Source organism: Streptomyces sp. CNH287 (genome assembly GCF_000424825.1).
The window spans coordinates 1-7,146 of sequence record NZ_AUKQ01000038.1 but is presented as its reverse complement, the minus strand read 5'-3'; the positions used below and the strand labels follow the sequence as shown (position 1 = coordinate 7,146).

Here is a 7,146-nt window from a genome sequence, read left to right as displayed (position 1 = left end):
CCCCGCACCTCCCCCTCCAACACCGCCAACTCAGGCCCTGCCGGAGCGGTCAACGAGGCCAACGCCCGATCCACGGCAGCACGCACCGAAGCGGCGGCCGGGGCAGGTACAGGTGTGGTGGGCAGCATCGGGCGGCACCCCCGGAGAGTGAGCGAACAGGTACTCACAGACCGTATGAGCAGCCCAGCTCAGCCAGGGTCAGGAATCCTGCCCCTACGTCAGCATGCCTACCTTCACTGCCAGTTCAGCGGCGCGGCGCCGTCGTCCCGTAGCTTTCGCCTCCGCCTCCTCGAGGATGATGCGGCGGGCGTAGCCGTTGTAGCGGATCGTGTCCGGTGCCGACGCGTACGCCCCCTCCAGCGTCGCGAGTGCCCTCTCCGGCTGGCCGCCGAGCTGGAAGCCGCGAGCCTCCTCGATGCGGTGCCGTGCCCTGCGGGGCCGGGAGGGAATGGACCGTGCGTCTGCCTGCGCCGCTTGCCGCGCGGCCTCGCCACCCGCATGCAGCTCCACCGCGACGGTCAGCGCGTGTGCGCCCATGATGGCCCGCGAGAACGAGGTCACCGGGTCGTAGTAATCCGCCGGCAGCGTCCGCGCCGTCTTTTCCGCCTTGTCCCACCAGCCCCACGCGGAACCCGTGTCCCCGCGCCGCGCCGCTGTGTATCCGGCGGCCATCTGCAACGCCCCCGCGATGGAGCGGACTTCATCGCCCGCGTCAGCCAGCAGGGGCTTCAGATAGCTGAGCGTCTCGTGCGTCACGCTGTCCGCACCGTCGTAATGTCCGGCATCGCGATGCGCCTCCGCGGCCAGCCACGCCGCCATGCCGAGGGTGCGCGGAGCCTCGGACTCCTGGGCAGCCACCATGGCGCGTTCGGCGACACGCCACAGAAGCGCGCTGTCGGGCTGGTAGGCCAGGAAGAACTGCGCGAGGGAGTAGATCTCGGCCAAAACCGCCTGCGCAGTCCGCCGCTGCGCCGCCGTGTCCGTCTGGCGCACGGCGAGTTGCCCGTCCAGGATCAGCCCCGGCAGCAGCGCGCCGAGGACATCGCGATGGCGGGCAGCGCAATGGCGTGCTGTCCACGCCTGGGCGAGCTGCGCCCGCAGGTGCGCGGCGTCCGGTGCCTCCCGGTCGCGGTCCGTGAGGGGAAAAGTGTCGACGGCCGCCCGCACGGCAGGCAGCCTGGCGTGCCCCGGACCGGCGAACAGGTGGACAGGAACCGACGGGTTCCCCGCGAGTTCGGACAGGTCCCGTACGCGCAGCGCTTCGGCGATGCGCAGCATCATGGGGAGCGGCGGGACGTGCAAGGTGCCCCGCTCCACCTGCTTGACCCAGCTGGGAGACATGCCGAGCAGGCCTGCGAGCACGGGGCGGGTCATGCCACGCCGGGTGCGGAGGATCTGCATGCGCTGCCCGAATGCCAGCGCGGCGATTTCCGTGCTCTCAGGCATGCTGCCCCCTGGTTCCGTGGTCGCGCTCACAAACGGTACGCCCGTGGGGCGGTTGGGGACACCGATCAACCTCCGCCTCACCCGGCGGGGGCTTCGCCCCCTCTCTCCCCGCGTCGCGCCACCTCCGCCACCGGCACCCGGCGGCGCCTGCGTGCCGACTTCGGCCTCGCCCTGCGTCGCATCGAGCAGATCGGCAGCCCACGGGGCAGGTCCGCGGGCTCACATCTCAGCGGGCTGCGTCGTCGGTAGGGCGTGTGGGCTCCGGCGCAGCGGGTGCTGCCCCTCGCGGCAGCAGCCGCCCGCGTCGCGCCGTGCCCGAGTTGCCCAGAGGAGTGGAGACTTCGATGCACGACACCTCTTCCGCGGGTGCGCCCCCGCACGGCGGGGCAGGCATGGCCGGCGCTGTGGTGGAGGGCCGCGGCGCGCTCGCGCTGCTGCGGATCGCGGCGGCCCTGGCCTGCCTGGAGACCCTGGTGCAGGGCCTGCTGGCCGGGCTGCTCCTGGGCGGCGACATCGACTCGATCGACCCGCACGGCCTCAACGCCTACGCGTTCCAGGTGCTGGCGCTCGTGCAGGTGGTGGCAGCGGTCCTGCTGTGGCGCCGCAACCGTCGGCTGAAGTGGCCGCTGTCGGCGAGCATCGTGATCCTGGCGGCCACCTTGGTCCAGATCTTCCTGGGCCTTGAGGCGTCGATCGCCGCCCACGTCACCTTGGGGGTGGCACTGTGCGGGATGGAGATGGCGCTGGTCCTGCGGGCGTTCATGCTCCGCACGGCCACTGCGTTGCGCCCGGCCGGGTGACGGGCCGGGGCCCCTCCTCGTGCGCCCGCCGCAGCGGTCACCGCCGTCCGTGCAGGAAGCGGTCAGGCCAGGGCCCGCCCGTGCCGACCAGGCTCCAGCGCGGTTCGAGGGCGCCGGGCCACGGCCGGAGCGCGCCCCGACGCGGGCGCGACGGCCGCCCAGGAGGCTGCCATTCCGGCCGGGCCGCCGGTGCGGCTGCCCTGTTTCGCCAACTGCGCCCAGGGCGTCGCCGCCTGCCGGGACGGGCAGGAAGCGTGGACCGGAGGGGAGGCGGTCTCCCGCCTGCTGCCCGGCCGCGCCCGGCACCCGGCCGGACCCCGGGTGACCACGCATCAGGCGCTGCTCGCCGCCCGCTTGGCACACGACCGCGTGCCCGCTCCGCGCGAGGGCCCTGGCCTGGGCGCGGCCGACGCCCACGGAGCGGGTCCGGCGGCTGGGCGGCGCAAACCCCTGCGCCGAGGTCGGCCGGAGTCCACGCGGTCGGCTCCACTCGTCGTCTCTGCGCGCGGATCGCGTGGTGATGGGGCCGCCTGGCACGGGTGCCAGGGGGACGGCTGCGGCTTCACCGGCATGCGGCCGCCCCGCGCGCGAGCGGCGCTGCCGCCGTCAACCGCCGTGCGTGCAGGAGGAGTTCACCGACCGTGGACGCGGGGAGGCAGGGGGAGGTCCCCTCGTCACCGGCACCCCCACCGAAGTGACCTGGGTCACTCGCAGGGGTTCGGCCCTGTGCGGCCGTGTGCGGCGGCATGAGCCGCCCCGGGGGGTCGGGGAAGGCGCTGGAGGGCGATCTTCGCGAGTTCCTCGATGCCGAACTGCGAACTGCGGACGGCGGTGCGGCGCCCCGCAGCGGGTCGCCTTCCCGCGGTTTACCCGTTCGCGGATCGTCGCCTCAAACACCCCACGGCCGGCGCGGCCACAATTGGCGGCTACGAGCCGGTGGCTGGGCGCCTGGTCATGCGCCGACCTCCTTTTGCTGCCGCTCCATGCGTTTCCGCAGACCGGGCCGCTCGTGCATTTCCCAGGGATTCCCCGGGCGGCAGGCCACGCGTTTCCCTCCTGAACTGCCGCTGCTTCGCAAGGAGGCGCTGATCGTCTCCGTGCCGTCGTCCACGACGCATTTCCCGGCAGGCGTGCGCAGGCCGCCGGCGTCGGGATCGAGGGTCCGGCGCAACTCGCCGACCAGGCCCGCGGCCCCGTCGGCGAAGCCGGCCGCCGCGCACCGGGCCGCCCGCCATGCCAGATGCTGCGCGAGAAACCGGGCCAAGTCGGGCACGGTGCCCGGCGGGGGAGTGGCCCCTGCTCGTTCACGACCTATTCGGGACCACGATCCGAGGACGAGCCGACATGCTGACGGGTGTCGATCACCGAGGTGTGGAGAGGGCCCCGGCAGCGGCTCGCCGAAACCTTCGCCGGATTCGCTCTCCTGGGCACCCGCGCCACCAGGTGCAGGCATTCCTGGTGGAGACCGGGCTGCACCCGCAGAGGGTGTTGCACCCGCCGCACGTACAGACCGCACAGCAAGGGACCGGCGGCGGCGCTGACTTCGCGCAAGTGTTTTCCCAGGCAGGGGTGAAACGTCGCCGGAGCTCCTTCACGAGGCCGCTCGCCCCCGACAACCGCTGTCCCCGGGACGGATATCGGTGCCGGTCCGGGGAAACTCACCCGATATTCCTCCGCGTGTGCGGCCAAGGGCCTGCGGGGGCATTCCGCATTCCGCTGCGTGCTCCGGTCCGCCAAGCGCTGCGGGCCCCGCGCACAACACCCTTACCCGGCCCGCGACTCGCGTCCCGATAAAGCCGCGTTCGGGAACTGCTTGCGGAGGGCGGCGCCTCGGGTGGAACGTACGGGGAGGCGTCGGGGGCGCCGGCTGCGGGACTCTCCGGTTCCGCTTCTCGAGCCGCCCACCAGCCGGAACCGACCCCTGGTCGAGAGCGCGCCACGAGGGTGGCCGCGGAAGGAGGGACTGTGGACGGCAGGCGCAGGCGCAGCAGGCGTCCCACCTTCGCCGCGGTACCCCACCGGCCCCCGGCCCGGCCCGCCCGGCCCCCGGACCAAGCCCACGGCACTCGCCGCCCCCCGCACCCGCCGCGTGCCCACCGCATAAGGAGACATGCCCCATGAAGGGCTCCACCGCCTACGCATCGATACAAAAACGCGGCCTGCACCTCGGCCTCCTGCCGCACATGGCCGCCGCCGTGAACCCGTCGACGCCCATCACACTCGACCACGACCTGGACGTCTTCCCCCAGGCGGGACGGCGCCTGACGGTGGCCCGGTACGCCGAGCACGTCGACGACCTGGCGGCCCGCCTGCGGGCGGCCGGCATCCGGCCCGGCGAACACGTGGTGATCTACAAGAAGGCCAACGCCGACCACTGGATGCTCGCCGCCGCCGTCTCCCGCATCGGCGGCATCGTGGTCAACCTCTCCCCGGCCCTGGACGCCGCGACCGTGGGCGCGTTACTGGAGCGGCTGGAGCGGCCGACCCTGCTCACCGACGGCGCCACCTTGGACACCCTGACCGAACTGCCGCTCCCGCGGCTGACCCGCCGGATGCTCACCTCGGCCGGAGACCGGCCCGCGGCCGGCTCGCTGGCCGACCTCGCCGGCGCCCCCCGCGTGACCCCGGTGGTCCGGCCCCTCGACGAAGCCGCCGTGATCACCCACACCTCCGGCACCACCGGCACCCCCAAACTCGTGGTGCACACCCCCCGCACCCAGGGCATCCGCCTCCTGCCGCAGTGGCGGCTGCTGTCCCTGATGCGCAAGCGGGAGACCGTCGCCATCCACGTGCCGTTCGTGCACTCGCGGATGGTCGCGGCCATGTCCCTGGCGCTGCTGCGCCAGTACCCGGTGCTGCTCCTGCGCGAGGCGGACCCCGCCGCCGTCGCCGAGCAGTTCCTCCTCCACCGCCCCGCCCTCATCGAGGCGCTGCCCAACTCGCTCATGGAATGGGAGGCCCTGGCCCAGGACCCGCGGCGCCCGTTCGCCTCGGTGAAGGTCTTCAGCAGCACCTTCGACGCCATCCACCCCGGCACGATGAGCACCCTGCTCAACGCCTCCCAGCGGCCCGGAGCCCTCTTCTTCCAGATCTACGGGCAAAGCGAGGTCGGCCCCGCCGTCGGCCGCGCCTACCTGCGCCGCTCCGCCCACCGCACCAACGGGCGCTGCGTGGGCTGGGCCATGCCCAAAGGCGCCGCGCGCGTACGCGTGGTCAGCCGCGACGGCCGCACCCCCTCGCAGAAGAACCCCGGCTTCATCGAGGTCGCCTGGCCCGGCCTGGCCAAGACCTACCTCGGCGAACAGGAGCGCTACGACGCCAACCGCAACGGCGCCTGGTGGCGCACCGGAGACGTGGGCTACCGCACCCGGCTGGGCTGCCTGCACATGCTCGACCGGGAAGTCGACATGATCCCCGGCATGCGCAGCACCCTGGAGATCGAGGACGTCGTCCTGGGCAAACTGGAGGAGCTGACCGAACTGGTCGTCGTCCAGGGCCCCGGCGGCCGGCCGGTCCCGGTGGTGTGCACCCACCAGGACGAACCGCTGGACCTGGAGCGCTGGCGCACCGCTGTCACCGGCTTCCCGCAACTGGCCGACCCCCATCAGATACCCCACGCCCAACTCCCGCGCACCGCCACCCTCAAGGTCCAGCGCCTCGAGCTGGCCCGCCGCATCCAGCAGCAGCCGCACGAGCGCCCCTGAACCCCCTCACCCCGCCCCGCCCCGCACGGCGGCGGAGCCAACCTCCTGGAAAGGGACGACGCCTTGACGCCGGAAGCCACACTCGCACGATTCCGCGAGTACATGGTGGGACCCTCGCGGTTCATGAGCCTGCTGTCCTGCTTCGAACTGGGCATCATCGACACGATCCGGGACACCCCGGGCCTGACCGCGGCCGAGGTGGGCGACGCCGTCGGCGTCAAACCCGACGCGGTCGAACAGCTGCTCCTGCTGCTGGTCAAGGAGGGCTTCGTCGCCCACGACCAGACCTCGGGCGGCTACCGCCTGGACGCACTCGCACAGGTGGCCCAGAGCGACCTCACCCGCGCCCTGCGCTACATGAACCTGATCAAGGTCACCGCGCTGCGGCAGCTGTTCTACCTCACCCCCAGCGCCCGCACCGGCACCGTCGTCGGCCTCAAGGAGCTCTACGGCGCCGAGGGCACCCTCTACGACGCGGTCGCCGACCACCAGGACCTCAACGACTCCTGGCTGACGCTGATGAACACCGTCACCGCCAACATCGACCCCTGGTTCTTCGGCAACATCGACATCCCCGCCGGCGCCCGGGTCCTGGACCTGGCCGGCAACACCGGCCTCGGAGCGATCCACACCTACCGGCACAAGGCCACCCCGGGCCTGACGGTGACCACCTTCGACCTGCCCGGCAAGGAGACCGAGGCGCTGGCCAACTTCCGCGCCGAGGGCCTGGAGGAGCACCTCTCCTTCATCGGCGGCGACGTCTTCGACCAGATCCCCACCGGATACGACACCGTACTCATCAAGCACTTCCTGGACATGTTCGACAAGGACGACGTGCTGCGCATCCTCGCCGGCGTCCACAAGTCACTCGAACCCGGCGGAGCGGTCCACATCCTCGTGCCGGTCTACCCCGAGGACATCAAGGACACCGGCAACTACAACGTCGACTTCTTCCCGGCCTTCTTCATCGGCTGCACCATGGGGCAGGGAGGCCCGCAGAAACTCTCGGTCTACCAAAGCTGGCTGGAGCAGAGCGGCTTCCAGGTGACGGCCGCGATCACCAAGAACGCCGACGAGATCCCCCCGGACGTCATCCCCGTCCAGGCCCTCATCTCCGCGACGAAGACCACCTGACCCGCACGCCCCCTCACCGGGGCGGCCGGCCGGAGGCCCGGCCCCGGCTGAAGGCGCCCGCG

The 7,146-nt window shown here is 72.3% G+C and carries 5 protein-coding genes; 3 read left to right on the top strand and 2 right to left on the bottom strand.

Annotation, left to right across the window (positions count from 1 at the left end; genetic code table 11):
• Positions 1-213 precede the first annotated feature (213 nt).
• Entirely contained in the window at positions 214-1,446 is a 1,233-nt protein-coding gene (locus H299_RS0123565; RefSeq protein ID WP_199782496.1) for a helix-turn-helix domain-containing protein, read from the bottom strand.
• A 344-nt stretch (positions 1,447-1,790) separates the two neighbouring features.
• Here H299_RS0123565 and H299_RS35870 point away from each other — a divergent pair, with 344 nt between their 5' ends.
• Entirely contained in the window at positions 1,791-2,246 is a 456-nt protein-coding gene (locus tag H299_RS35870) for a hypothetical protein (RefSeq protein WP_051262779.1), read from the top strand.
• A gap of 952 nt (positions 2,247-3,198) precedes the next feature.
• On the opposite strand, the gene H299_RS37735 is transcribed toward H299_RS35870, so the two are convergent.
• Positions 3,199-3,510, bottom strand: coding sequence for a hypothetical protein (locus H299_RS37735; RefSeq protein ID WP_158692379.1), 312 nt, complete (start codon positions 3,508-3,510; stop codon positions 3,199-3,201).
• An 853-nt stretch (positions 3,511-4,363) separates the two neighbouring features.
• Between H299_RS37735 and H299_RS0123550 the strand changes: the two genes are divergently transcribed.
• Positions 4,364-5,950, top strand: coding sequence for a class I adenylate-forming enzyme family protein (locus tag H299_RS0123550; protein WP_027750413.1), 1,587 nt, complete (start codon positions 4,364-4,366; stop codon positions 5,948-5,950).
• Positions 5,951-6,052: 102 nt separating this feature from the next.
• Entirely contained in the window at positions 6,053-7,084 is a 1,032-nt protein-coding gene (locus H299_RS0123545; RefSeq protein ID WP_027750412.1) for a methyltransferase, read from the top strand.
• The last annotated feature ends 62 nt before the right edge of the window (positions 7,085-7,146 follow it).